The following is a 23,694-nucleotide window of genomic DNA, read 5'->3' on the forward strand; positions in this document are numbered from 1 at the left end:
TTACCAATTCGAAATCGCGACTTGCGACCGTAATTGTTCAATTTTCTCTCTTGTAGCCAGATCATCGGAGAACGCGGTTGCGCTTCCAGATGCCACACCCGCACGGAATGCTTCGATCGGGTCGCCATGAAGGGCCAGCGTACCCACAAATCCAGCAATCATGGAATCACCTGCGCCTACAGAATTTTTAACCGTTCCTGCCGGTACATTAGCGTGATACACTTCGTCTACCGTAATGAACAAAGCTCCTTCTCCTGCCATGGAAATCAGTACATTCTTAGCACCTGCCTCCAGCAGCTTACGGCCGTAAGTGACAATCCCCTCCTTGGAGTTGATAGTTACGCCAAACAGCTCAGCCAGTTCATGGTGATTCGGCTTGACGAGCAGTGGCTTATGGACCAGTGCCTTCATCAGCGCTTCACCTGTGGTGTCGATGACGAATTCAGCCCCGGTCTGCTGGCATACGCTAATCAGCCGATCATAGAAGTCTCCCCCTAGTGACGGCGGGATGCTTCCAGACAAGACGACAATGTCATTTTTCTGTAGACCCGACAGCTTTTGCACCAGTGCATCTGCCTCTTGCTCACGTATAGCAGGTCCCAAACCATTAATTTCCGTCTCATCGCCATGCTTGAGCTTAATGTTGATTCGTGTATCATCTTCGATGGTTACAAAATTAGTTTTAATGGATTCCTCCCGCAATGTATCGTTGATAAACCTGCCTGTGAATCCTCCGAGAAAACCAATCGCCGTGCTGTCTGCTCCCAACTGATTCAACACACGCGATACATTAATCCCCTTGCCGCCCGGCAGTTTCAAATCACGTTTCATCCGGTTCAAATCACCAAGCTTCAAGTCTTCAACTTCCACGATATAATCAATGGAAGGGTTCAGTGTTACTGTATATATCATCGTTATCCCTCGATTATCTTAGTTTTCTGAGCAATGGATCGACGTGAGCGTTCAGGCACCGATTCTGTAATAAGGATAGCTTCCTTCAGTTCGAACAGCTTGGCAAAGGTAACTTCACCAATCTTACTGGAATCGGCCAACACATACGTTTTGCCTGATAGCTGATGGGCACGACGTTTAATCAGCGCCTCTTCGGGATCAGGAGTTGTATACCCCATTTCCACATCTACCCCGTTCGTTCCTAAAAAGCACTTGTCGAACCGAAAATTGTCCATATTCTGCAGGGCAATACTCCCGATTACGGCCTTGGTATGAATTTTCATCATCCCTCCCAGTAGATAGCTTCTGATTCGTTTGCTTACCAGTGCTTCTACGTGGGATAGACCATTGGTCACGACCGTCACGTCTTTAGCTTCAATGTAAGGAATCATCGCCATCGTTGTTGTTCCCGCATCCAGATAAATACATTCGCCATCCAAAATTTCTTTGGCGGCCATACGGGCGACTGCGTTTTTCTGTTGAACGTTTTTGAATGCTTTTTCTTCCATGCCGGGTTCCTGACTTTTCTGATTCAGCAAGGATGCCCCACCATGAATCCGCTTTAGCAACTGACGGGCTTCAAGATCGATTAAATCACGCCGAATCGTTGATTCAGAAGCGCCCAACAGATCGACCAATTCCTGCAACTTCACAACACCGCGTTCTTGTAAGCGCTGTATTATTAACTTGTATCTTTCTTCCGTCAGCATCTTCATTCCCCCAACTGTTCATATCGTACCATAAACCTCACAAAAAACAATCAATTTTCTTCAAAAAGATTCAAAAAACTTCATTCTAACTTTATTTTTTTACAAAATGGTGAATTCCAAGCCCCATCGCCTTGGTTGCGTTTACATTGAAAGGGGATGACATCCATTTTTATGTAAATCCATTCTTCTTACATAGGAATTCAGCAGTAAACGTTCAAAAACGTTCTGACGTTCCAATCCATGTTATTTTACCACAGCAAAAAAAGCTAAACACTCGGGTTGGTCCCCTCTGTGCTTAGCAGATTTCGGCCATCCCATCCAACTGAGTCAACGCTATATTGGACCGGTCTGCTATGGGGGACTGCCGGAGCAACACCCGGATACGATTGAGACAAAAGAATTATTTCGTGATGAGCTATGGTTTGTAGTCGCACCGGACCACCGCTATGCTAATCAGCAGATCACTTTATTGGAGATGATGCATGAGCCCTTTGTCATGCGTGAAAAGGAAAGCTAGACACGGGAGCGATTATTCTCCTTATGTCGAACCTACAATGCTCCAGCTCCAAAATTCAATCGCCATCTGTAAAGCCCTTATCGTGCTGGACACAGCAAAGAGCCATCAGGAATGCGGGGTTGTCTTTCACATTGAGTTGAACTCCCTGCTCCACCAGCAGCTTCAACACATCCAACTGCCCGTAAATGAGCGTAATGTCCAAGGGACTTAATGTTGTATATTTGCTGAGTACGTATATTCCCTTCAACGATATGCATTGCGATCTCAGGAAGAACCTCGAAATTACCGATATCTTTTAATTTGATCATAGTCATTCCCTTTCATATGTATCTCGTATATATCTCTATTTTATACCATCCCCTCTTTAACATAAAACCGCCTGATTCCCAAGCGCTCATTACCTTCTCCTTTATAAAAAGGTGAGTAATAGAAGACCAAAGTTCCTTAGAGAAGCTATAATTGTATTATGATTCTGTACGTCACCAGCAACCATAAGGAGAACATATGAATAGCATTCAATACCTATCCCAATTCAATCTGCTTGATAGTCTCTCATTAGAAGATTTAGTTGAAATGGATCAAATGACTTCCATTACGACCCTACCGAAAAATACATTTATTCAAACCCCGGATACCTTTTCCGAGGGACTTTATTTTGTGAAAAAGGGAAAGGTCCGTCTGTACAAGCTGAATGCGGATGGGAAGCAATTTACTTTGGACATCCTCAGCGAAGGAAATGTATTTGGTGACATGGACATCATCTCATTAGGAACACGGGATATGTATATAGAAGCCATAGAAGAATGCGATATCTGTTTGATGGATAAAAATCGATTCGAACATTTTTTATTGCAACATCCGCGATTCATGATGAGCTTGATCAAAGTGTTAAGCGATAGAATCTCAGGTATGAGCCGTTTGGCCCAACATCTGGCTTTGGGGAATTTACAGGATAAAATTTTGTATGTTCTTATAAAACTGTCCGATCAGTTCTCTCTCCAAAGTGAAGATGAGTATTATAAAATCAATTTCCCGCTATCCCATCAAGAAATCGCTCATTTAGTCGGAGCAACCCGAGAAGCGGTGACTGCTGCCTTACAGGAGCTTGTAAAAGAGAAGGTCATTAAGACCGGATTTAAAACCATTTACATCCATCGGGAAAAGCTGCTGGAGTTGTAAGCTACATTACATCTATAGTCCAGAGAAAAGAAGTATCGTATAGCTACTTGGAAAACCTACGATATGGAGTGGATGAAATGGACAATCAAAATTTACAAAGAGAACTGAATGCAGCCAAAGCAGACATGGAAAAAATGCTTCCTTCAGAAGTACTGGATATATTTGATAAGTCGATCTAGGATATTCGCAATATGAATGCCACTTATGGATTAAGCATTGGAACCAAAGCGCCGGAATTTAGTTTACCTGACCTTACAGGCCAGACCATAACCTTATCTGAAGCAACAACAAAAGGCCCTGTTGTTCTTATTTTTTACAGAGGGGGCTGGTGTCCATTCTGCAATCTGGAGCTACAAGCATATCAGCGAATCATAGATGGTATTACGTCCGCCCATGCTCAATTAATCGCGATTAGTCCACAAACTCCCAAGTATTCAACTATAGTACAGCAAAAGAACGAATTGAGTTTCCCTGTGTTAAGTGACCTGCATAATCAAATAGCAGAAAAATACAATCTCAAATTCAAACTGCCTGAATATGCACATGGAATTTACAGAACATTAGACATTCCACTGGATTCATTTAATGGTGACAATGTCTGGGAGCTGCCAGTACCCGCTACCTATGTAATTGATAAAGAAGGTATCATTCGTGCAGGATATGCTGATGCTGATTACAAAAAGCGTATGGAACCTTCGGAGGTACTACATGTTCTTCATTCTCTCTAGCTTAATCGCTTAGAAGATCGTTCGATTTATCTAAAAAGGCGGGAATAAAGTATGAATAGTAAAAGGCTCATTCCAATTGCAGATACGATTTTACAACGAAAAGGGGCTCGCAAAGGAATAGATATCCCTGATGATGTGGTTCGACTGCTACAGCAGGGGCAGCTTGAGACGGTGAATCTCACCGAATGGCTGGCTGTCGATCATATTGTACTGCTACGAAATGCTCTTGATGAATTTGGCTTACAGCGAGAATCCGATGTCTTTCTCTCCGAGCTGAACCATTTGCAGGAAAAGAAGATCATGAAAATGATCCCTGCAATCGCGCGAGCATGGCTGAACCTGTTCGAGCAGCAAGCACAGGAAGAACGCTCTCGAATCTTTGATGCGATGGCCTCTCATCTTTCAGACAGTATCCGCTGCTGGGCTGCCTATATCATCGGGGTTGATCCCCTTTTAAGTGTAGAACAGAAATTGGCGAGCATTCGCCCTTTTGCAGCAGATTCACATTTTGGGGTGCGTGAAATTGCCTGGATGGCCGTGAGAGAACCGATTTCCAAGCAACTGGTTGAAGCGCTTCAACTGCTAAATGGTTGGGTACAGGATCAGGATGCTAATATCCGTCGTTTTGCCATCGAATCAACACGGCCACAAGGTGTCTGGGCCAAGCATATTCCCGAATTAAAAGAACACCCAGAGCTGGCTCTTCCACTTTTGGAAGCTGTCAAATCCGACACAGTCAAATATGTACAGGACTCCGTGGGCAATTGGCTGAATGATGCCAGTAAAACAAATCCCGAGTGGGTGCTTCAAGTTTGTGATACATGGCTGAAGACTTCGGATACAAAAGAAACGAAACGAATAGTCACACGAGCCACAAGAAGCTTGAAAAAAAACAGTAGTTAGAGACTCTTCCCCATCCAATCCATATCCAGATGATACACATAAACTATCAGATATATCTGGAATATTAGAAATGGAGGAATTCCTTTGTCTATTATCCGAATCTATCTGAAAGCTGACAGCATCGTTTCTGGAAACATAGCTGTCACAACGAATATTAATATCACTCCAATCGTCAATCGTTACACAGCTCCTGTGGTGCTTGGAAACATTTTAGGAGGAGTGACCACCATCCCAGCACAAAGTTTTACAAATGATAGTGGTACTTCAGTCGCGGCAAACAGACTTATCGTTCCCACCAGTAGCGGATACTATAATGTATTTATAAATGGAACGTTACAGCGAGGCGGGTTAACAACGCTTTCCACTGCTAATCTAATCATAAATACAGGATTGATTGTTGGCGTAACGGTAGTCATTGAGGTGATCAATTTCAACACTAGCGCCTCCTCAACCTCTGTCAACAACGTCACAGTGACGACTACTATAAGCGACTGAGCTGACTCATCATAAAATAACCATAAAAAACCGCCAAACACAGGGTTTCCCCTCGTATTTAGCGGTTTATTTCTCTTTGAACCAAATGATTTATCGGAAATGTTATATAAAAGTTTATTTTTTGTGGGCTAATAGGATATTCACAATAGTGTCGAGTTGAAGCTCCAGCGAATATGGATCTTCCATGACAAACTCATCGCCCTTTTCGCTGAATGAGCCATACATATAAACCTGTCCTTTTTTTACAGCCGGAAGGCCTTTCCACAGCTCACTATTTAGAACTTGACTGGCCCCTTCATCTTCAGAACCATATACAAAGATATGATCCCCTGTATACTCAGGCAAAACCTCAAGCGAAATACTTTCGAATCCTTCTTTCATGTTTAAAGCTTTCTTCGTAGGTGGCAGCTTTAGCATCTGATAAATGGTTGGACTTCCGTAATTTCCGCCTTCTGCCGCTAAAACATATACTGATTTATTCGCGACTTGCACGATGGAAACCGTCTCACCATCTTTAACGATACCGTCAATTTTCTTTCTGGCCTCTGCGACTTTCTTCTCATATTCAGTGATCCACTGCTCCGCTTCTTTCTGCTTGCCAAAGATTTCACTGATTCTGCGAAATTTATCCAGCGGCCCCGCTGTAGATTCGCCCTCCCAATATGGCAGGAACACAGTTGTTCCAACCTTTTGGTAGCTGTCGATGTTTTTTTCTATCGAACCTATAATTAAATCCGGTTGCAGAACCGTCAGCTTCTCCAGATTCATAGGGAATTCGCCGAGATCCTTGATTCCGGCCAACTTCTCTTTTGGATATCCCGATTTATCAATCCAAGCCTCATTCAGCATAAAGCTTCTGACTCCTATCGGAATAATCCCCAGTTTCAAAAGATGACCCATATACTGATCAGATGCAACTCGTTTCGGGTTTGCAGGTACTTCTACATCCCCTTTTAGTGTCGATACTATTCTTGTTTTTGCTTGTACCGTTGCCTGTCCATCCTCATTGGATGATGTCGTTGTATGATTAGTCTCTGTCTGCGAGCTTCCATTTGTATTTGTAGGAGCGGAACAAGCTCCCAGCATCAATGATAAACACAGCATAATCATCATGGCCGTTATTTTGACTCTTCCGTGCATAAATAAATCTCCCTCCGCGTTATACTGATATTGATAATCGATATCAGTATAACGCGTCAAAGGTGTCTGCTGAAGGGCATATTTTAGCATCGTTTGGGGCATATCCTGATCTTGCTTTCCGAAATGATGTTGCCGCTCTTTTTTGAATCGTACGGGAGATACTCCCTTGTATTTTTTGAAGCTGCGGCTTAATGAATGAGCATCCGGATACCCCACACTCTCCGCAATTTCCTGTAAAGTAGCATCCGTCTGCATTAAAAGCTGAACTGCTCGATCTGTCCGTACCTGACCCAAGTAATGAATCGGACTGGTGTGCATTTTATTCTTGAACAGCCTCGATAGATGCCCAGCGCTGCACTCCAGTTCCTCTGCAATGGACTCAAGTGTCAAAGATCGGCTAGAGTGCTCACGAATATAAGCTACAGCCTGCGCTACCAGGTCGGGCTTAAGGGGTTCAATGCCTTGTCGATACAACTGCTGCAACAGCTCATATACAAATTGATGAAATAAAGCTTTGACGCAGCGGATAATGAGGTGCGAAAGCATACTGATTCTGAAAAGGATTCTCCTTTTCCAACAATTGTGCAATCTCCTTGCGACCGGGCAGGGCCAACGTTGCCTTGTACAGAATGATGTAATATTCAAGCACATCTTCCGTAATGATACTCAGGCACATCCCTTTTCCCCCATGCAGCACATGGAAACGCCCCAGCCTATGAATGCTGTCGTCCAGCCGCACTCGCGCACTTCCGCGCAGAGTATACAAGAACGCACTGGCCGGAAGTCTATAGGTTCGCAACTCCTCCCCTTTACCCATTTTCTTATGACGAACATCCATCACTTGTATAAAAACATGATTCCAGAGCAAGATGTGATCATTTAATTTCATTGCTTTTGTCCAGCCCCCGATCCAAACCATCCACGTACCTGATCGCATTCAGATTCAAACTATAACCCATTATAGTTGATAATCATTCTCACAGGCAATGAAGTGATTCTTACGGAGCCTTTACTTTGTACTATCCATTTTTCTGACCGCGTTCTCCGCAGCCTCCATAATTACTTCTCCCAATGTAGGATGGGGATGAATGGTTAGAGCCAAGTCTTCTACGGTTGCGCCCATCTCGATGGCTAGAGCAAGCTCCGAAATGAGTGTTGACGCCTCGACACCCACCATTTGCGCCCCCAGTACGATTCCCGAGTCCTGCTTTGCTACGATTTTGATATACCCCTCTGCTGCCCCTAGTGCCAATGCTCTGCCGTTAATCGAAAAAGAAGCTCTGCCAATGACAATCGGTAAGGCTTTTTCCTTGGCTTCAGTTTCACTTAGACCAACACTAGCCAGCTCCGGTTCAGAAAAAACAACCAGCGGTATGGCTTTATAATCCACTTTAGCAGCTTGACCTGCTATCGCTTCTGCTGCAATCTTCGCTTCATAGGAAGCTTTGTGGGCAAGCGCTGGACCCGCTGTAATATCTCCAATGGCAAAAATATGGGGAATAGCTGTTCTACACTGCTCGTCTGTCTCGATCAGCCCCCTGCTTGTCACTGGCAAGCCAATGTGCTCCAGTCCTAACCTGCCATCTGTATTGGGTTTTCTGCCTACAGTTACTAATACAAACTCTGCGGTAACACGATGCTGCTCCTGATCTTTTGAATAATGCAGCGTAATGGTATCCGTATTCTGCACGGCTTTTTCGGCTGTCGCACCAGTTACGATGTTTACACCATCTGTTTTCAACTGCTTGACAACAGGGGCCACAAGATCCACCTCAAACCCCGGCAATATCCGTTCCCCTCCCTCCAGAATCGTTACCTTTGTTCCAAATTTGGCATACATCTGTCCAAGCTCGACGCCGATATATCCACCGCCTATCACGACCAGACTGGTCGGAGCCTCTGGGAGCGAAAGCGCCTCTGTAGAAGACAAAATACGTCCGCCGAACGGAAAGGCTTTCAACTCGATTGGGCGGGAACCAGTTGCCAATATGACATGCTTAAAGGAGATGGTTTGTTCCGCTCCATTTTGCTTGATGATGGCTGTATGCTCGTCAACCAGGCTTGCCTCCCCTTCCAGAATACTCACGCCTGCCGTTTTCATTAAATATCCGACTCCGCCTGCCTGCTTATTCACAATCCCCTGCTTGAAGGCTTGAGCATTCACGAATGACGCTGCTGTATCGGCCTGATTGAACTGCCTGAGTATCTCATAACGATGTGCTTCGGCAATCAAAGCTTTGGATGGAATGCAGCCTACATGCGTGCAGACTCCACCTAGCTGACTGCGTTCGACAATCGCTGTCTTCATTCCAAGCTGAGAAGAACGCAATGCCGCCACATAACCTCCCGGTCCTGATCCAATGACCAGTGTATCTACAGATTCAAGCTTGCTCATAACCTGATGCCTCCCTTTAAAATTGCCCTATTTAAATATGATGATCATAATATATTATAGTCATCATATTTTGTATACGTCAATAGTCGCGATCAGCTCTACTGAAGTTGTCGTGGCATGAAGAGCAATTGACACATTTTATTATGATGATTATAATATTTTGAAGCTAGCATTATGAAGCCGTGGAGTGATTACAATGCCTTACCCAAAAGGCCATAAGATGAAAGTGCGGAGCAAGATCGTTGAAAGTGCTGCCCAGGCTTTTCGTGCCAACGGTATCCACGATGTAAGTGTGCCCTTTATTATGAAAGGCGCCGGATTAACTCACGGCGGGTTCTATTCACACTTTGACAACAAAGAAGAGCTAGTCGCCGAAGCCTGTCGCTATGCAGTCAGTGATACCCTCGCACTCCTTCAGAAGGCCGTTGACCAAGAAAAGCAAGATCCCCAAATTAATGTTGTCATAGACTACTATTTAAGCACCTATCACCGTGATCGAACAGAAATTGGATGTATTATTCCTGCCCTTTCCGTAGACATAGCCCGTTCTTCCGAAGAAATCCGGCAGATATTCACGCAGGAGCTGGAACGAATGATTACGTTTATCTCCCGTTTGGCAGGAATGGATCTGTCCAAAGGTAGCGCGTTGTTCAGCAGTATGATCGGTTCTCTTGTGCTTGCACGTTCAGTTAATGATCCTGAACTGAGCGACAGCCTTCTCTCAGCAGGCAAACAGCACGCCAAAGCGCTGGTTAACAATTGAATGTGAGCATGTTTTACGTGCGAAAAAAGCCGCTAAACACCAATCAATCCTTGGTATTTAGCGGCTTTTCCCTATGGACCTAAGCTCAAAACGGGGATAGCGATTTGTCAGAGATTCGAAGTCTCCACCTGCCAAATCTCAGTTATGTTCCAAAGCGTTTACGGTACCCGCATTTGCGGCACAGCTCTTCCACCGCTTCTCTCTTGGAGAACCCAAAGTACAAGCGATTTGCACGTTCCCCTTCAACAATGTCGGAAAAAGATTGCTCATGTACGTTACCTAAATTAATGACGCCTTCCCCATCCAGACAGCAAGGGACAACTGTTCCATCCACCAATACCGCCGCCTGGCTGCGAAGCGCATGGCAAAAGCCTTTTCCATCATCCTCAGGGGCACTCAGGCTAGGCCATTCAAATTCGTGATCCTGATTCAAATAAACGTTGGGGGCAATTTTAATCCCACTCCCAGGTATAACCTTTTCCTCAATCCGGTAGTCCAGCCCAAACTCCTGCTCCAGTCGTTCAAGTGTCTCCCGGTTGCGCTGACGCTGCACATTCGTCAAATTATCTTGAGTCAGGTTCCAGAGACGGAACGAGATAATGACATTATGCTTCACAGCTTCCCTTACAAACGTAAAAATATTGCCCAAATACCCTTCCCGATCTACCGAGCCTTCATGCCCGTCAAAGCTGTGAAGCGAAAAATTCATCTGCCGTAGCGCGGGTTGACCCAACAGCTTATGTCCGGTTTTGGGCAGCAAAGTGCCGTTGGTGGTAATATTCACCTTCAAGCCTTTTTCATGAGCGCTCTCCAGCAAAAGATCAATCTTCGGATGGAGCAACGGCTCTCCTTTTACATGCAAATAAATGAAATCCGTATGCGGCTTGACCTGGTCAAGAACGTCGCGAAAAATTTCAGGATCAATAAATTTTTTAACACGCTGCGTCTGAGGGCAAAAGCTGCAAGCGAGATTACAGATACTTGTAATTTCAATATATACCTTTTTGAAAGTCTTCAACATGATTTCCCCATTCTAACCTTCATCCTAAGCATCTTGTTTATGCTCACTAATCTTATGATTATAACGGGTTATCACTGATAGGTAAATCATTTATGTTCGTTCATTTGCTCATCTTTTGCTGTCCTCAATTTGCTATTGACCTTAGGTCTGACCTAAGGTTTATAGTGAAGTTATTCAACTACACCATAAGGAGTCTTGTCATTGAAAAAGCACGTTACGATCAGCCAGCTTTCACAGCTTATGAATGTATCTGTACATCAACTGCGATATTTTGAAGAAAAGGGGATCCTGTATCCGTCATACACAGAAAAAAATCAATATCGAATGTACGGGCTTGATGAAATTTATCAGCTTTCCCATATTTTATTGCTACGTAAATTAAATGTCTCTGTGGGTCAGATTGAAGAATGCATGACTTCCTACGCTGCCAATGATTACAACCAGCTTTTAGAGGATTCGTTGCAGAGGGTACAGGATGAAATAGCTAATTTGAAGTTGCTCGAACAGTTTATTCACAAAGTGCTAAAAGAACATCATAACCTCACTCATCAGGACAATGAGTATCAGATTAGGCTGCTAGGTCCCCGACATTTAAAGCTCTGGTTTGCATTTGAGAGAGATCAAGAGCTCACTGCCAGGGATTTATTCGAACAACGACCCGCTCCACCTCAGTTATTTGAAAATGATCTGCATTATCTATCTGACTCTGGACAAGTGAAGCTATGTTATGAAACGACAGAAACAGCTGACTATATTCTGGAAGAAGGTAGCTATCTTTATAAGCATTTTTCCGTCACTGAAGACGACGAGATTGAGTATGAAATCCAACAATTAGAGCGCTATGTCACTCAGCACCAATATAAGTGCCAAAGCAAGATTATTTTAGTAGAAAAATCCTACCTATCCATGTTCGACAACAACAAGCTGCAATATGAGATTCAAGTACAAGTAAAATAAACTTTTTAGAGTGCGGGAGGCCGTTACATGAGTCCAGAATCAATTGACATTGTTGCTTATCAAAAGCAAGATTATGAAGCTGTATGTAAGCTCTTAGTGGAATCATTTAAAACTAAATTTCAAGCTCTTGTTACACTGGAGGATCAGGATATACAGCAGTTACTCATGAAGGTCTGGGTTCAAGACCCTAATCCTTCAACTATGAAGCAATTTGTAGTTAAAGAGAACCAAGAAGTTGTCGGTATTCTCTCCCTCAAATGGAAAGTACCTTCCTCTTCGCTCCCTAAAACAAAACCCATTTCTTGGGCTCCGCTCATAAAACAGTTTGGCTGCTTCAATGTATTTAAATTTTTGACAGGTATGCATGCGCTGGAATATAAGCCTGCCTCAGATGAGTGCTATATTGATCATTTGGCGATTCGCTCAAGTCATCGTAATCAGGGAATAGGACGACGTTTTCTAGCTTTCGCACAGCAATTTACGGTTGAATCCGGTTTTCATGTGTTGACGCTTCATGTAGAGCATAAGAACCAGGGGGCCATCCGTTTGTATCAGAAACTAGCGTTTGAAGTAGAACAATCCAAATGCAATGGATTGCGACATTTTTGGTTCAAGGAGCCTGTATGGCATCTGATGACTTGGAAAGAAACTAAACTGCATTCGAGGAGAGAACACCTTTGAAAAGAACATCCAAGCTTATCCTTGGTATTGCGTCAGGTCTAGCTGTTGCCTTAATATTGATTATTCTATATCAAGATTCCTACAAGATGACGGAAGAAAAAATACAAATTACGACTCCTAAAGGGGTATTAACGGGTACATTAGCTTTGCCTAAGGACTACTCGGGAAAGGTTGGACTGGTTGTTTTTGTCCATGGGGATGGTCCTATCAATGACACATATGATGATGGATACAAACCGCTGTGGGAAAGGTTCGCTTCCAAGGGTTACGCCTCCTTATCCTTAAATAAGCCCGGTATTAATGGCGCTCCTGGAAATTGGCTGGATCAAAGCATGGAGGACCGGGCACAGGAGATCCGATATGCAATAGACTGGGCGAGAACCTTACCGATGATTGATAAGCAAAAAATCGGCCTATGGGGAGCCAGTCAAGCTGGATGGGTCATTCCGAAGATCGTTAAAAAGGAGCACAATATTGCTTTCAGCATCCTTGTATCGCCCGCCGTGAACTGGATTACACAAGGGCAATTTAACACCAGAAAAGAGATGGAACAGGAAGGGGCTACTCCGCAAAAAATTACAAAGAGATTGGACTACAATCAACAGATTTTGCAATTACTACAAAAACAAGCTTCTTATGAAGAATACCTGAAAATAGCCAACCCAGACAATTTGATTTCCAAAGAAAGATGGAGCTTTATAGGCAAAAATTTCCGGTCTGATTCCACCGAAGAATTAGGCTACTTTAATTCTCCTGTACTCTTGGTTCTGGCTGGAAAAGATATTAACGTTGATGTAAAAGATACTGAACGAGTATATCGACAGAAGGTGCCTTCAGAGCTGCTGTCCGTCATCCATTTACCTGAAGCCAACCATTCCATGATGAATGAAAAAGTCGCACATTCAAAATCTCTAACTTTTTTAACAGCCGTATTTTCCCCTAGAAAATTGGTGAATGATGAGTACTTGAAAATCCTCGCCGATTATTTAATTTACTGAATACAAAATACTGCAATCAATCTCCTCATAGATACAACGTATCCTATCTTGGAAATCGCAGTCATGGTAGTACTTCGAAATCAGAACTTATAAACTAATAAAAAACGACATCTCTGCCGTTTTTTAAGGATTGATATTGCGGGACTCTAGCTCTCTAGCTCTGGACTACTTGAATTAGCCTGCCTGACTTCGCGTCGGTGCTACTTCCTAAGCAGTAAATAAGCAAAATAAGGCACACCAATTAACGACACCATGATGCCTGCGGGAATACCGTCGGGATCTGTGAGATTGCGACCGACTGTGTCCGCGATTAACAGCAACCATCCACCGAGCAGAACCGCGACGGGAATGAACAACTGATTGCGTGGCCCGACCAGGGCCTTGGCCATGTGCGGGGCCATCAACCCGATAAACGCGATACCACCCGTGACAGATACCGCAGATGCAGCCGCAGCGACCGCCGTCAGAATGAGAACGAGGCGTTCCCGTTCAAGCTTCAGACCGACGCCAATCGCCGACGGCTCGCTCAAAGCAAGAAGATTGAGACGTTGCGACTTGTACAAGGTAAACGGTATAAGCAGGATCAGCCAGGGAAGCAGCGCCCAAATGAACGGCCAGTCCGTGCCCCATATATTGCCCGCAATCCATTTCGCGATAAAATCGACCTTCGAGCGTTCCGCCGAGGAGATGATTACAATCATGATCCCCGACAGCGCAAGCGAGAAACCAACCCCGACCAACACCAGCCGGATGGGATCAAGTCCGCTCGCTCGGCTATACGAGAAAACATAGATCAAAGCTGCTGTTATTAATGCGCCCATAAAAGCGACAAGTGGCAGAACATAGACGAACGATCCGACATCAATCGGGAAATACAGAAAGAAGCACGCAATCGCTACGCCCGCGCCAGAATTAATGCCGATGATGCCTGGGTCGGCCAAGTCGTTACGGGTGATACTTTGCAGAATAGAGCCGGATAACGCAAGCGCCATGCCCGATAGCAACGTAATAAAAATCCGTGGCAGCCGGACAGAGAACAGAACAAATTCTTCTTTGAAGGTGCCTTGACCGAACAAAACAGGGAGCAGCCTGTCAAACGACAAAGACGAGTATCCCCAGGCCATGCTGGCTATAGCGGTTAGAATAATTAGCCCTAAACTGACGAGCAGGATCAGGCGTTGTTTTCGAACAAGTGCGGACAGAATCATAAGAAAGCTTTACCTCCTCTACGCACAACGAGCAGAAAAAAGGGCAAGCCCAGCATCGCCACGATCGCTGCCACCGGCGTCTCGTAAGGTGTATTAATCGTGCGGCCCAGCGTATCTGCAAGCAGCATGAACGTAGCTCCTACAAAAGTCGAGAAAGGCAGGATATACCTATAATCGGTGCCAACCATTTTACGGACAATATGAGGAATCATCAGCCCCACGAATGCCATGTTTCCAACAAGCGCGACCGATGCACCCGTAATCGCAATGACAAGGACGAACAGGATGGATTTAATCCATACCAGATTTTGCCCCAATCCAGCCGCCACCTCGTCACTCAGGCTGAGAATACTCAGTTGGTTGGAAAGCATCAGAGCTACCATGATGCCAAGAAGGATGACTGGTGCAATGGCCTGTATTTGTCCCCACGTCGTTCCGATCAGACCCCCGGCAGTCCACATGGATACATCCTTTGAAATTTTGAATGCGATGCTGACGCCATCCGAGATGGCATACAGAAACGCGGATACAGCCGCTCCCGCTAGAACGACTCGGATCGGGGACAGATTGCCTCGACGAATTGAGCCAAGGACGATGACCAAAACTGCGCCCAGAGCGGCCCCGAGAAAGCAGGCTACCATGATGCCGAAGTAGTTTATGCCCGGGATGAATACGAAAGCCAATGCGAGCGCCATATTGGCGCCGGAAGTCAGGCCCAGCAAGCCCGGATCGGCCAGCGGATTGCGGGTAACTCCCTGCATAATAGCACCGGACACAGCAAAAGCGGCACCAACCAGCATCGCCCCCAGCTCGCGGGGTAGCCGAATCTCACGCAGCATGAGAATCTTGTCATCCTTGGTACCCGAGGTGAGAGCAAGCCACAGGTCGTGGAGCGTCGTTTCCGCTGCACCGAATATCATTGAAATGATGAAACACACAATGAGCGCCAGCACACTGCCAAAGAGCTTATACGCAAAAGGAAAGGCATGTTGTTTAATCTTCATCGGACTCTCATCTCTTCTTTAATGAAATATGCGAAGAAACTGTTAGATAACCAGTTCCTTCGCATCGAATAAAAATGATTTACAACGAAAGGCCTATCGTTGCCATGCTTTGAATCGTAGACGTCCCTAATCGTTGCGGTCCCGAAATAGGAATCAACGTTTACTGGCCGAGAAAATGTTGAATGAAAAATTTCAATTGGTATTCCATACTCAGTGGATCGTTAAAGTAGAACGCCTTCGCGTCGGCCTCGAAGACACGTTGATTTTTGACCGCGGGAATATTCTTGTACGTTTCGGTATTCTGGAACGAATTATCCTCATCCGCGTTTTTACTGAAAATGACATAGTCACCCAGGTAATCCTTCATAACCTCCGTCGATAAGGCAAGATATCCTTCTTTCTGGGTCGCCTCCTTCACTTTCTTCGGCATGGCGAGTCCGAACTCCTGATAGAGAATTTCGGTTCCACGGCCAAAGTTATCGCCATAGACAAAGAGCTGCTTATTGAATGTCTCGATGACCGAAACCGTCGCATTGGCACCAATCTTCGCCTTGATTTCTTTTTCGGCTTTTTGGGCACGGGCTGTAAAATCATCAATCCAGGCTTGTGCTTCTTTTTCTTTATTCAACAATTTGCCGATTTCACGTTGCTGGGTTAAGAAATCCACCTTGCCATATGTATAAGTGACAGTAGGAGCGATTTGCTTAAATTTATCGACATTTTTAATATCTGAAAGCCCGATAATCAGATCCGGATTCAACTCGATGATCTTCTCCAGACTTTCGTCTGTTACCGCCTCGGCGCCTTTCAGCTTTTCTTCAAAATTCGGGTTGGTCTTGGACATTTCGTCCACGCCAACCAGAGGCACACCGAGTGCCATCACGTTACCCGTTAAAAATCTGGTAAGCACAACGACGCGTTGTGGATGAGTCGGAACCTCTACGGGGCCATTCTCGGATTGATAGACGAAAGTGGTAGATTTCGATTTCGAATCCGAAGTAGCCTCAGAGGACGAACTTTTACCATTCTCGGCATGGTTCGCCTGATTTCCTCCACAAGCACTCAATACAACCACAAGTAAAAGTACCAGCGGAATAAACAGCTTTCTCATAAAATAACTCTCTCCCTTTCAAAACGCTATGTTCAATGAATCATCATATCGTAGATAAGATACTAATCTTGAACTTCGTACCCTTTTCATTGATTATGAAATTCATTCTCATTTGTATGAACTAATTATATGGAACCACTATGCGCCGAACCATGCCTTTTTGTTTGGAAAATGACTTGGACTATTGATCACTTGTAAATAAAGCTACCGCGCGTTGAAGCTGCAAACGAATAGAAACCGGATTGTAGGGCAACCATTCATCCAGGTCAAGCAGACGTACATTATTCCGCTGTACAGCGGGAAGGCTGTTCCAATAGGAGGACTTGAATACCATTTCACTATGTGCGGTGGAGCCCTTCTCATCCGGAAACACTGCAACCAATAATTGCGACCCTGCATAAGCTGCGAGTTGGGATATCTCAATGGGAATGGAATGAAATTGATCCCCTAGCTTCTTCATCTCCTGCCCGATCAATTCAGGAGGCCGTAGTCCAAGCGATTGATAGATAATATATCCGACATTTCTCGCTCCGTAAACGAGCAGCTTATCCGGCTTAATCACCAAAATCGTTATGATTTCATTAGCGACTCCGCATTGCTGTACCAGAGAGCGGGCTGCCTGTTCTTCCTTTTCAAAAGCAGCCAACCACTGCTCTGCCCGATCGCTCCGCTGAACAGCATGTGCGATACGACGCAGATGCTCTTTCCATCCCATTTCCATCCATGAAATTTCCACGATAGGCGCTACAACTCGCAAATGCTCAGGATTCAGCCCATATTGGTGCAAATGCTGTTTGGCTGCAATGATCAGCTCAATGTGGGTATCGAGCAATACCGAGTTCACCTGTTCAGCAGAGCAGTTCGTGCTTATAAACTTCATCGTTTGCGGCGGCTCCAGACCATTCGTCTTCACATATTCGCTGCTTTCCGAAATGGTGACAGCAGGTTCCAATCCAAGCAGCAACAGATGGCTGGCGTAAGGTATGAGCAATACAGCCACACGTTGGGATGATCCGCGGTTGTAGCTTGAAGGTGATGCTCCTGTATGCTGCTTAAAACGACGGCTTAGATAAAATTCATCCTTGTAACCTACCTTCATTGCAATTTCCCGAAGCGTGCCTGATCCGCTTATTAACAGCTCTTTGGCTCGGTGAACACGCAGCCGCGACAAATATTCGTTCGGGGAAAAACCGGTAAGCTGCTTAAACTGGATAGAATAATGTGATCGGCTTACGCCTGCAATCGCGGCCAACTGCTCACGCATTATTTTTTCGCTATAGTTGTTTTCCAAATAAGTAATACTGTGTTCCATCGACGGCTGCTCACTGGCAGCATACTTGGCCTCCTGCTGTTTCAACAGTAGAAGAATGATTTGGTGAAATATAATTTGATTCTGCACATGACGGGCTTCACTAGCAGGTAAACGATGGATATACAGCTCCTCCACATGGGCCACAATCGCAGGTTCATAAGGAAAAAACTGAATATTAGCATTAGAGGCCACCTCGCTTTTCCGCATCATTACACCTGTGGGTAGAGGATTTGCCTGCTCTCGCGTACGGATTAAAAGCTTATAAGCATGAAGTGGTTGCTGGAGATTCGTAATTAAAGCGGCATGGCTATGGGCCGGGAGAAGGATGACGCTCCCTTCCATGAGCTCGTACATTTGATCATTAATCCTGAGAATACCTTTGCCGCTGGCAATCGCAATCAGCACGGTTACACTCTCATGAATCTTATACATCGGAAAATTCGAGGTGCTGTACAGCGAATGGATACTGTCAGCCGTATATAAAGGAAAATGGGACTCTGCCCACTCCGAGACAACGTTATCCACAAGCAAAGCCTCCATTACAAAATATTGAGGAACGTCTTTCAGTCCTCTGTGTCTGGATCTTATTAAGCAAAAAAGTCCAATTATATAGCATAAAAACGATATATATACTATAAATGATCAAACTTTTTTCATGCTACCCCACCTTGGATTTTTACAAAACAGTCCTCAGTTTACCGCTGTAATCCATAAAGTCAGGTTATATTGTAAGAAGACCTCTTTGTTGCAGTAATTCTTTCGTACAATTCCACAGTTTATTTTGCATAGCAATATCTCCACCGGGGTCTACAGGTACAATCGAATGTCCGGTTCCAACATTAAAATACCCTCCTGTTACTGCCTGGTACTGCGGGTCCACCATTAAGCGAGTCATAATATCAGCTCCTCTGCGTGGATCACCAATATGAAAAAAATTCAATAAACGCTCAAGCATTGATGCAAACCAGAGCTCACGTCCGAGACCAGTAACATTAAACCCCGGATTCAGAGCGTTCACACTGATGCCCGTTCCAGTCCATTGACGTGCCAATTCACCCGTAAACATAATGTTATACAGCTTGGTTTTTCCATATATTGCAGAAGAGCCTCTGGCAGTAAAAGGAGATATATGGGTCAAATCCTCAGGGAGCTTAAGCTCGCCATGATTGCGTGAAGCTTCCGAGGCAACATTGACAATTCTGGCGCTTCCTGCATTTTTCAAGGAATGCTGTAAGGCGTGCGTCAATAACCACGGTGATAAATAGTTCACAGCCATCATTTCTGCAAATCCCTCGGAGGTTACCCGTTGTTCGAATGCATGCAGTCCTGCATTATTCAAAAGCACATCTATTTTGGGGTATGCAGTTGAAATCTCGTTTCCTATACGTCTGACATCCTTCATTAAGGATAGGTCACCGAAAAAAAAGTCTACTTTTGTTGAGGGCATCATTTCTTTTATCATTTTTTCAGTAGCTTCTGCGCGATCCTTGCTCCTGGCTGTCAGGATAAGATGAGTACCACGTTTAGCCAATTCAATCGCAACGAGTTGCCCCAAACCACTCGTTCCGCCAGTTATTACAACAATCGGATTAGCCATCATAGTGATTCTCCTTTGTACTGAATAGTCATTGTCAATGTAATTGGCCGTTCATTGCTTTACTCCATTATATCCGTCTCAAGTTTTGACATGCAGCTGATGTAGTCATATACTTGATATAAATCAACTATATTATTTTAATTGATATATGTCAATTAATTTACTTGAATGATTTACTTTATCAATTAAGGTTAGGTGAAATAGGATGAATGTTGATCGACACAAAAATACACCAAGAGGCCAATTGGAGCTGGGGCTCGGCGAACAAATCAATGCCCTCATAAGCGCCTCACATGCGCTAAATGTCAAAACTGCAGCACGTTTCAATCCTTCAATACAACCTGCGGGCTTCCATATTATCCGTTGGCTTTACTCGTACGGCCCAACAAGCGCCACTATGCTGGCGGAATCAACAGCTATGGATCGCAGTTCGGTTAGCCGTCTCGTCAAACAGCTTGAGCTTTTGGGTTATGTGAAAAGGGAAGCCTCCCCTGATGATCGTCGAGGAATACTTCTATCCCTCACTGAGCTTGGGCGACAAAAGACGATGGATGCTCTAAAAGAGAAAGAATTTGTATTTTACGAACACATTTCAAGATGGGACGATGAACAACTTGAACATTTTATTGAAATGCTCAGGGATTTTAACGGATTTGATCATAAGTAACAAGCTCATAGGTTGAATGACTGCCTTTCTTAAAAGCATCGAGTAAAACTAAAATAAACGTCGTGTCCTCATTAAAGAGAACATGGCGTTTATTTTTCATCAAGAAAGTAGGGCCTTCTGTGACCAAACGTGTGACCACGAAGGATAACAAAGCTAAATTCAAAACAAAAAAACGACATTTCTGCCGTTTTTCTAAAGGATGGACTCTCAGGGACTCGAACCCTGGACCAATTGATTAAGAGTCAACTGCTCTACCAACTGAGCTAAGAGTCCATAATATAAAATTGGTGGAGCCTAGGGGGATCGAACCCCTGACCTCATCGCTGCCAGCGATGCGCTCTCCCAGCTGAGCTAAGGCCCCATTATATGTAATTAAAAACGTTTCAAGCGACTCCTATATCATATAAAATTTTCATCCCTGTGTCAATACTTTAATAAAAAAAAATTATAATTACCCTTCCGCCATCAACCAAGATACAGTCAGCGATCTAGTCGCTGGCTGTATCTTTGGATAAAAGTGTTTTCAGTTCCTTCATAAACATGTTGATGTCTTTGAACTGCCGATATACGGACGCAAAGCGCACGTAGGCAACCTCATCAACAGGATAGAGCTGTTCCATGACCAGCTCGCCGATCTGCTGGCTGTCCACCTCAGTAGCGGCTGTGTTGCGGATAGCGTTTTCCACCTGGGATACGATCATATCCAGTTGCTCGACAGATACAGGACGCTTCTCGCAGGCCCGAATGAGACCGCGCAGCATTTTATCACGGCTGAATTCTTCACGGCTGCCATCCTTTTTAATGACCATCAGTGGAGTCTCCTCCACCATTTCAAAGGTGGTAAAACGCCTGGCACATTGCTCGCATTCGCGGCGGCGGCGGATGGACTTGTTATCATTCGCAGGCCGCGAGTCCAGCACCTTTGTTCCATTGTAAGCACAGTAAGGACATTTCATAAATTCACCACTTTCTTTTTCCAATAAATCCCCTGTACTTTTTCGTAATAATTTTGTCAAAACGGTTCATAATAGGTTTACCACGTCGCGAGGAGGTGAACAACAATGGCACAAGGAAACAATGGCAACTCCAACAACCTGGTAGTCAGCAAAGCCTCCGGCGCTCTGGAGCAAATGAAATATGAAATCGCTCAAGAGCTGGGTATCAGCATTCCTCAAGATGGATACCAAGGTAACATGACTTCCTATGAGAACGGTTCGATCGGGGGCTACATCACAAAACGCCTCGTAACGATCGCCGAACAACAATTGGCAGGTCAATACCAATAATCGCGGTAATAACGCAGAAGCAACAAGAAAAAGTGTATGGACGGGCTGCTAAATGCAGCCTATCCTGCGCTTTTTTCATTTTAATGCCATCAGGCTCATTCTGTCATGACATATTTACACGCAGCCTCGTCATCCGTTAAAACTGATTATAAATTTTGGTGTATTGCCTGTAGTAGTAAATAACCCGCTGTACATAATGTCGTGTCTCGCCAAAAGGGATCTGCTTGATGGATTGTTCTTTCCCATCCCATACGCCCTTATCCAGCCACTCCTGCACTTTACCGGGGCCTGCGTTATAAGCCGCAACGATAGCTACCGGATTATCCTTAAATTTCATCGACAGGTTATGCACATACCAGGTTCCCAGCTCAATGTTGGTGCCTGGCTCGTGCTTGACGCTATCCAGCGGAACCTTTTGGATCTGGGCGCTGTCCATAATCCAATTCGCCGTATCGGGCATGATTTGCATGAGTCCCAGTGCACCCTTGTGCGACTGCTTGCTGGTCTTAAAGTTCGTCTCAACACGGATAATGGACGCCACCAAAAACGGGTCCACTTCATACGTCTGCGAGTATTGCCGGATCTCATCCTTATATTGAATCGGATAGAACCACGACATCCAGTTTGAATTAAAAAACAGAATCAAGACAAACCCAACAAACAAAGTCAGCAGGACTCTTTTTTTGCGCAAAATATTCATGCCAGTCCCTTTCGCTGCCAGAATTGATCAATTTGCTGTTTTGTTTCAGCCTGTGTTCCACTATTGTCGATGACGATATCGGCCAGGCTTCTTTTTTGTTCAATATCCATTTGCGAGGATAACCGAAGGCCAGCTTGTTCCTCGGTCAATCCATCTCTGAGCATCAGACGCCGGAGCTGCACATCACGTGGTACGTATACCACCATAATTTCATCGTACAAGCTCTCCAGCCCGGACTCATACAGTAACGGGATATCCGCCAAAACAAGCTTGTCCGGCTGTTCCTGCTCGTAAGTTTCCATGCGCGTACGCATTTCCTCACGAATCGCAGGATGTGTAATATCGTTAAGCGCCTGCCTTTGAGCAGGGTCTCCAAATACAATCTCGCCCAGCTTTTTGCGGTGTAAAGTTCCATCACTGTTCATCACAGCTTGTCCAAAATGCTGTATGACCGCCGTCAGCACCGGGTGCCCCGGAAGCATTACTTCCCGGGCAATGGCATCTGCGTCAATCAGCAGCGCACCCTTGGCGACCAGTAGAGCCGACACGGTGCTTTTACCGGTAGCAATACCTCCGGTTAATCCGATATTCATGCTCTTTCACCTCATAACAGCTTCAATATACCCATCATAATCAATAATAATGCCGGTAACACACCCAGCGCCTTCATAAATCGGAATGCCGACAGACAGAAACCTGTTTTCATACCTGCAATCAAAAATGTCCCACTGAATAGTGCAATAGCCAGCGCAGTAGCGAGTGGCTGAAAGCCCAGCATAGCTGCTCCCAATCCTGCACCGAACGCATCTACCGATAAAGCGATACCTAACCAAACCGCCTCCATAGCGGATATACTGCCTGAACGGTCCATATCTGCAGCAGACGGACTTCGGAGAATCCGAATAACGAGACCCCATTTGCGGAATTCCAAAGAAAATACGGTCCGTTCCTCTTGTACTTCTAAAGATTTCTCCCCTACCAGAACATTACTGTTCTCAGGATCAGGATCATCAATCAGATCTTCTTTGCGATGCAGGGACTGATACAAAGAGTGGCAGCCAATCCCAATCAGAATGACAGCGCCAAAAACCGTCGTATATACAGGAGACAGAACCTGCGACAATAATGCGCCTAGCTGCATGGATATGCCAATGACCAAACCTGAGCATACTGAAATGATGACAATGGACAGCAATGGAATTTTCATTTTGCGTAGCCCATATGTAACACCGACTCCAAAACTGTCCAGACTTAGTGCAAATGCCAGCAGCAGCAGGGCTCCCCAATGATTAGCCACTCCAATTCCCTCCCATTGCGAAAGGAAGGGCCTTAAAGAAGCCGAAACCCTTCGCAGTATTGGTACTTGGAATC

The 23,694-nt window shown here is 44.9% G+C and carries 25 protein-coding genes, 2 tRNA genes and 2 pseudogenes; 11 read left to right on the forward strand and 18 right to left on the reverse strand.

The features are described from left to right. Complete coding sequence (gene pfkB, locus ACIFQM_RS21600) at positions 1–912, reverse strand: 1-phosphofructokinase (protein ID WP_430041450.1); 912 nt, start codon at positions 910–912, stop codon at positions 1–3. A 2-nt stretch (positions 913–914) separates the two neighbouring features. Then, positions 915–1,661: a DeoR/GlpR family DNA-binding transcription regulator gene (locus ACIFQM_RS21605; protein WP_044647095.1), complete on the reverse strand. Its 747-nt coding sequence runs from the start codon at positions 1,659–1,661 to the stop codon at positions 915–917. A gap of 352 nt (positions 1,662–2,013) precedes the next feature. On the opposite strand from ACIFQM_RS21605, the pseudogene ACIFQM_RS21610 reads away from it, so the two are divergent. Beyond that, positions 2,014–2,175: pseudogene (locus tag ACIFQM_RS21610) on the forward strand (LysR family transcriptional regulator); the annotation flags it as partial. A 100-nt stretch (positions 2,176–2,275) separates the two neighbouring features. On the opposite strand, the pseudogene ACIFQM_RS21615 reads toward ACIFQM_RS21610, so the two are convergent. Next, a pseudogene (locus tag ACIFQM_RS21615) lies at positions 2,276–2,486 on the reverse strand (ankyrin repeat domain-containing protein); the annotation flags it as partial. Between the two features lie 196 nt (positions 2,487–2,682). Between ACIFQM_RS21615 and ACIFQM_RS21620 the strand changes: the two are divergent. From ACIFQM_RS21620 to ACIFQM_RS21635, 4 genes are all read left to right on the forward strand, one after another. After that, positions 2,683–3,357 carry a Crp/Fnr family transcriptional regulator gene (locus ACIFQM_RS21620; RefSeq protein WP_430041451.1) on the forward strand — a complete coding sequence of 225 codons (675 nt, stop codon included), beginning with the start codon at positions 2,683–2,685 and terminating at the stop codon, positions 3,355–3,357. 191 nt (positions 3,358–3,548) lie between these two features. Beyond that, positions 3,549–4,085: a peroxiredoxin-like family protein gene (locus ACIFQM_RS21625; RefSeq protein WP_430041453.1), complete on the forward strand. Its 537-nt coding sequence runs from the start codon at positions 3,549–3,551 to the stop codon at positions 4,083–4,085. 87 nt (positions 4,086–4,172) lie between these two features. Then, a complete protein-coding gene (locus ACIFQM_RS21630) occupies positions 4,173–4,988 on the forward strand; it encodes a DNA alkylation repair protein (protein WP_430041496.1) in 816 nt (271 codons plus the stop codon). 84 nt (positions 4,989–5,072) lie between these two features. Further along, entirely contained in the window at positions 5,073–5,483 is a 411-nt protein-coding gene (locus ACIFQM_RS21635) for a DUF4183 domain-containing protein (protein ID WP_430041455.1), read from the forward strand. A gap of 114 nt (positions 5,484–5,597) precedes the next feature. Here the strand turns inward: ACIFQM_RS21635 and ACIFQM_RS21640 are convergent, their stop codons facing one another. From ACIFQM_RS21640 to lpdA, 3 genes are all read right to left on the reverse strand, one after another. Then, positions 5,598–7,097, reverse strand: a complete 1,500-nt coding sequence (locus tag ACIFQM_RS21640; protein ID WP_430047829.1) for an AraC family transcriptional regulator — start codon at positions 7,095–7,097, stop codon at positions 5,598–5,600. Positions 7,098–7,110: 13 nt separating this feature from the next. Continuing rightward, positions 7,111–7,512 carry a hypothetical protein gene (locus tag ACIFQM_RS21645; protein ID WP_430041459.1) on the reverse strand — a complete coding sequence of 134 codons (402 nt, stop codon included), beginning with the start codon at positions 7,510–7,512 and terminating at the stop codon, positions 7,111–7,113. A 120-nt stretch (positions 7,513–7,632) separates the two neighbouring features. Continuing rightward, positions 7,633–9,018, reverse strand: a complete 1,386-nt coding sequence (gene lpdA, locus ACIFQM_RS21650) for a dihydrolipoyl dehydrogenase (protein WP_430041460.1) — start codon at positions 9,016–9,018, stop codon at positions 7,633–7,635. Positions 9,019–9,214: 196 nt separating this feature from the next. Between lpdA and ACIFQM_RS21655 the strand changes: the two genes are divergently transcribed. Then, positions 9,215–9,781 (forward strand): TetR/AcrR family transcriptional regulator, encoded by a 567-nt coding sequence (locus ACIFQM_RS21655; protein ID WP_430041462.1) that lies wholly within the window; start codon positions 9,215–9,217, stop codon positions 9,779–9,781. Between the two features lie 142 nt (positions 9,782–9,923). Here the strand turns inward: ACIFQM_RS21655 and ACIFQM_RS21660 are convergent, their stop codons facing one another. Beyond that, complete coding sequence (locus ACIFQM_RS21660; protein ID WP_044647084.1) at positions 9,924–10,802, reverse strand: radical SAM/SPASM domain-containing protein; 879 nt, start codon at positions 10,800–10,802, stop codon at positions 9,924–9,926. Between the two features lie 201 nt (positions 10,803–11,003). On the opposite strand from ACIFQM_RS21660, the gene ACIFQM_RS21665 reads away from it, so the two are divergent. Genes ACIFQM_RS21665 through ACIFQM_RS21675 form a run of 3 tightly spaced genes read left to right on the forward strand, consistent with a single transcriptional unit; the run spans position 11,004 to position 13,438 of the window. Then, complete coding sequence (locus tag ACIFQM_RS21665; protein ID WP_430041464.1) at positions 11,004–11,759, forward strand: MerR family transcriptional regulator; 756 nt, start codon at positions 11,004–11,006, stop codon at positions 11,757–11,759. A 27-nt stretch (positions 11,760–11,786) separates the two neighbouring features. Beyond that, positions 11,787–12,440 (forward strand): GNAT family N-acetyltransferase, encoded by a 654-nt coding sequence (locus tag ACIFQM_RS21670; RefSeq protein WP_430041466.1) that lies wholly within the window; start codon positions 11,787–11,789, stop codon positions 12,438–12,440. Then, positions 12,437–13,438 carry an alpha/beta hydrolase family protein gene (locus tag ACIFQM_RS21675; protein ID WP_430041468.1) on the forward strand — a complete coding sequence of 334 codons (1,002 nt, stop codon included), beginning with the start codon at positions 12,437–12,439 and terminating at the stop codon, positions 13,436–13,438. Before ACIFQM_RS21670 ends, ACIFQM_RS21675 begins: the two co-directional genes overlap by 4 nt. 200 nt (positions 13,439–13,638) lie before the next feature. Here ACIFQM_RS21675 and ACIFQM_RS21680 read toward each other — a convergent pair whose 3' ends face one another. The 5 genes from ACIFQM_RS21680 to ACIFQM_RS21700 form a co-directional block, all read right to left on the reverse strand. Beyond that, positions 13,639–14,646: a FecCD family ABC transporter permease gene (locus ACIFQM_RS21680; RefSeq protein WP_430041469.1), complete on the reverse strand. Its 1,008-nt coding sequence runs from the start codon at positions 14,644–14,646 to the stop codon at positions 13,639–13,641. After that, positions 14,643–15,650: a FecCD family ABC transporter permease gene (locus tag ACIFQM_RS21685; protein ID WP_430041470.1), complete on the reverse strand. Its 1,008-nt coding sequence runs from the start codon at positions 15,648–15,650 to the stop codon at positions 14,643–14,645. Before ACIFQM_RS21685 ends, ACIFQM_RS21680 begins: the two co-directional genes overlap by 4 nt. Positions 15,651–15,810: 160 nt before the next feature. After that, positions 15,811–16,761, reverse strand: coding sequence for an iron-hydroxamate ABC transporter substrate-binding protein (locus ACIFQM_RS21690; RefSeq protein ID WP_430066111.1), 951 nt, complete (start codon positions 16,759–16,761; stop codon positions 15,811–15,813). Between the two features lie 181 nt (positions 16,762–16,942). Then, positions 16,943–18,598, reverse strand: a complete 1,656-nt coding sequence (locus ACIFQM_RS21695) for a helix-turn-helix domain-containing protein (protein WP_430041474.1) — start codon at positions 18,596–18,598, stop codon at positions 16,943–16,945. 196 nt (positions 18,599–18,794) lie between these two features. Further along, positions 18,795–19,673, reverse strand: a complete 879-nt coding sequence (locus ACIFQM_RS21700; RefSeq protein ID WP_430041476.1) for an SDR family NAD(P)-dependent oxidoreductase — start codon at positions 19,671–19,673, stop codon at positions 18,795–18,797. Between the two features lie 202 nt (positions 19,674–19,875). On the opposite strand from ACIFQM_RS21700, the gene ACIFQM_RS21705 reads away from it, so the two are divergent. Further along, positions 19,876–20,337, forward strand: a complete 462-nt coding sequence (locus tag ACIFQM_RS21705; RefSeq protein WP_430041477.1) for a MarR family winged helix-turn-helix transcriptional regulator — start codon at positions 19,876–19,878, stop codon at positions 20,335–20,337. A 200-nt stretch (positions 20,338–20,537) separates the two neighbouring features. Here ACIFQM_RS21705 and ACIFQM_RS21710 read toward each other — a convergent pair. The 3 genes from ACIFQM_RS21710 to nrdR form a co-directional block, all read right to left on the reverse strand. Further along, positions 20,538–20,610: transfer RNA gene (locus tag ACIFQM_RS21710), tRNA-Lys, on the reverse strand. A gap of 12 nt (positions 20,611–20,622) precedes the next feature. Beyond that, positions 20,623–20,698 (reverse strand) — tRNA-Ala (locus ACIFQM_RS21715). Positions 20,699–20,825: 127 nt separating this feature from the next. Beyond that, positions 20,826–21,293, reverse strand: coding sequence for a transcriptional regulator NrdR (gene nrdR / locus ACIFQM_RS21720; protein ID WP_013309614.1), 468 nt, complete (start codon positions 21,291–21,293; stop codon positions 20,826–20,828). 105 nt (positions 21,294–21,398) lie between these two features. Between nrdR and ACIFQM_RS21725 the strand changes: the two genes are divergently transcribed. Beyond that, positions 21,399–21,623, forward strand: a complete 225-nt coding sequence (locus tag ACIFQM_RS21725; protein ID WP_137062459.1) for an alpha/beta-type small acid-soluble spore protein — start codon at positions 21,399–21,401, stop codon at positions 21,621–21,623. A 136-nt stretch (positions 21,624–21,759) separates the two neighbouring features. Here the strand turns inward: ACIFQM_RS21725 and ACIFQM_RS21730 are convergent, their stop codons facing one another. Genes ACIFQM_RS21730 through ytaF form a run of 3 tightly spaced genes read right to left on the reverse strand, consistent with a single transcriptional unit; the run spans position 21,760 to position 23,620 of the window. Continuing rightward, on the reverse strand, positions 21,760–22,323 hold the full coding sequence (locus ACIFQM_RS21730; RefSeq protein ID WP_430041479.1) for a lytic transglycosylase domain-containing protein: 564 nt from the start codon (positions 22,321–22,323) through the stop codon (positions 21,760–21,762). Next, a complete protein-coding gene (coaE, locus tag ACIFQM_RS21735) occupies positions 22,320–22,916 on the reverse strand; it encodes a dephospho-CoA kinase (RefSeq protein WP_430041481.1) in 597 nt (198 codons plus the stop codon). Before coaE ends, ACIFQM_RS21730 begins: the two co-directional genes overlap by 4 nt. Before the next feature lie 11 nt (positions 22,917–22,927). Next, a complete protein-coding gene (ytaF, locus tag ACIFQM_RS21740; protein ID WP_430041483.1) occupies positions 22,928–23,620 on the reverse strand; it encodes a sporulation membrane protein YtaF in 693 nt (230 codons plus the stop codon). Positions 23,621–23,694: the final 74 nt, after the last annotated feature.

Source organism: Paenibacillus sp. NRS-1782 (assembly GCF_050467685.1).
GTDB classification, from domain to species: domain Bacteria; phylum Bacillota; class Bacilli; order Paenibacillales; family Paenibacillaceae; genus Paenibacillus; species Paenibacillus terrae_A.

Excerpts from the sequence above, each read along its gene's own strand:
- pfkB (WP_430041450.1), bottom strand. The coding sequence starts at position 912 with ATGATATATACAGTAACACTGAACCCTTCCATTGATTATATCGTGGAA.
- ACIFQM_RS21605 (WP_044647095.1), bottom strand. The coding sequence starts at position 1,661 with ATGCTGACGGAAGAAAGATACAAGTTAATAATACAGCGCTTACAAGAA.
- ACIFQM_RS21620 (WP_430041451.1), top strand. The coding sequence starts at position 2,683 with ATGAATAGCATTCAATACCTATCCCAATTCAATCTGCTTGATAGTCTC.
- ACIFQM_RS21625 (WP_430041453.1), top strand. The coding sequence starts at position 3,549 with ATGAATGCCACTTATGGATTAAGCATTGGAACCAAAGCGCCGGAATTT.
- ACIFQM_RS21645 (WP_430041459.1), bottom strand. The coding sequence starts at position 7,512 with ATGAAATTAAATGATCACATCTTGCTCTGGAATCATGTTTTTATACAA.
- lpdA (WP_430041460.1), bottom strand. The coding sequence starts at position 9,018 with ATGAGCAAGCTTGAATCTGTAGATACACTGGTCATTGGATCAGGACCG.
- ACIFQM_RS21655 (WP_430041462.1), top strand. The coding sequence starts at position 9,215 with ATGCCTTACCCAAAAGGCCATAAGATGAAAGTGCGGAGCAAGATCGTT.
- ACIFQM_RS21660 (WP_044647084.1), bottom strand. The coding sequence starts at position 10,802 with ATGTTGAAGACTTTCAAAAAGGTATATATTGAAATTACAAGTATCTGT.
- ACIFQM_RS21670 (WP_430041466.1), top strand. The coding sequence starts at position 11,787 with ATGAGTCCAGAATCAATTGACATTGTTGCTTATCAAAAGCAAGATTAT.
- ACIFQM_RS21680 (WP_430041469.1), bottom strand. The coding sequence starts at position 14,646 with ATGATTCTGTCCGCACTTGTTCGAAAACAACGCCTGATCCTGCTCGTC.
- ACIFQM_RS21685 (WP_430041470.1), bottom strand. The coding sequence starts at position 15,650 with ATGAAGATTAAACAACATGCCTTTCCTTTTGCGTATAAGCTCTTTGGC.
- ACIFQM_RS21690 (WP_430066111.1), bottom strand. The coding sequence starts at position 16,761 with ATGAGAAAGCTGTTTATTCCGCTGGTACTTTTACTTGTGGTTGTATTG.
- ACIFQM_RS21700 (WP_430041476.1), bottom strand. The coding sequence starts at position 19,673 with ATGATGGCTAATCCGATTGTTGTAATAACTGGCGGAACGAGTGGTTTG.
- ACIFQM_RS21705 (WP_430041477.1), top strand. The coding sequence starts at position 19,876 with ATGAATGTTGATCGACACAAAAATACACCAAGAGGCCAATTGGAGCTG.
- nrdR (WP_013309614.1), bottom strand. The coding sequence starts at position 21,293 with ATGAAATGTCCTTACTGTGCTTACAATGGAACAAAGGTGCTGGACTCG.
- ACIFQM_RS21725 (WP_137062459.1), top strand. The coding sequence starts at position 21,399 with ATGGCACAAGGAAACAATGGCAACTCCAACAACCTGGTAGTCAGCAAA.
- ACIFQM_RS21730 (WP_430041479.1), bottom strand. The coding sequence starts at position 22,323 with ATGAATATTTTGCGCAAAAAAAGAGTCCTGCTGACTTTGTTTGTTGGG.
- coaE (WP_430041481.1), bottom strand. The coding sequence starts at position 22,916 with ATGAATATCGGATTAACCGGAGGTATTGCTACCGGTAAAAGCACCGTG.